This window comes from Candidatus Infernicultor aquiphilus (assembly GCF_002784285.1).
GTDB classification, from domain to species: domain Bacteria; phylum Atribacterota; class Phoenicimicrobiia; order Phoenicimicrobiales; family Phoenicimicrobiaceae; genus Infernicultor; species Infernicultor aquiphilus.
This window is the reverse complement of the sequence record NZ_PFKO01000197.1, coordinates 1,064-1,622: the sequence shown is the minus strand read 5'-3', so window position 1 is coordinate 1,622 and position 559 is coordinate 1,064. Positions and strand designations below refer to the sequence as shown.

General features: G+C 31.1%; 1 protein-coding gene. It reads right to left on the bottom strand.

All coding sequences use genetic code 11. The annotated features are described in order from the left end of the window. Window positions 1–559 (bottom strand): DnaB-like helicase C-terminal domain-containing protein (locus COZ07_RS05225; RefSeq protein ID WP_406607523.1); only part of this gene is annotated, 559 nt, incomplete at both ends.

Here is a 559-nt window from a genome sequence, read left to right as displayed (position 1 = left end):
CTTTAGATTACTTTCACCGTATCTATTCTTTGCAATTATTAGCTCTCCTTTATGTTCAAATTCTTTTTCATTTTCAGTATCCTTAGCTTTCCTAAATGCAGCTTCCCTGTACAGCAACAACACCAAGTCTGCGTCATATTCAATTTCTCCACTGCCTCTAATATCACTTATATCCGGGATTTTTTTGCGTCTATCAGCATAATCCCTATTAATGGAAGCAATTACAATAAATGGGATATTAGCTTCGCTTGACAGAATTTTAAGCTCATTAGAAATATTACTAATTGTCTCATACATTGTTTTACCTTTATCGGCAGGCTTAAGCAGTTGAAGATAATCTATCATAACAATATCTATATCTTTTTCCTCTTTTATTTTAGCTCTTATATCACTGGTTTTAATTTCCTCCTCCCCGAGTTTTAGTAATTTAAACTGTTCTATTTTAGCTCTTGTATTATTAATCTCTTTCCATTCATTTATGTTTAAACTTTTCATATCAAACATCATTTTTGAAAAACTGATTCCGCTAATACATGATATTAGTTTTGTATACAAGCCT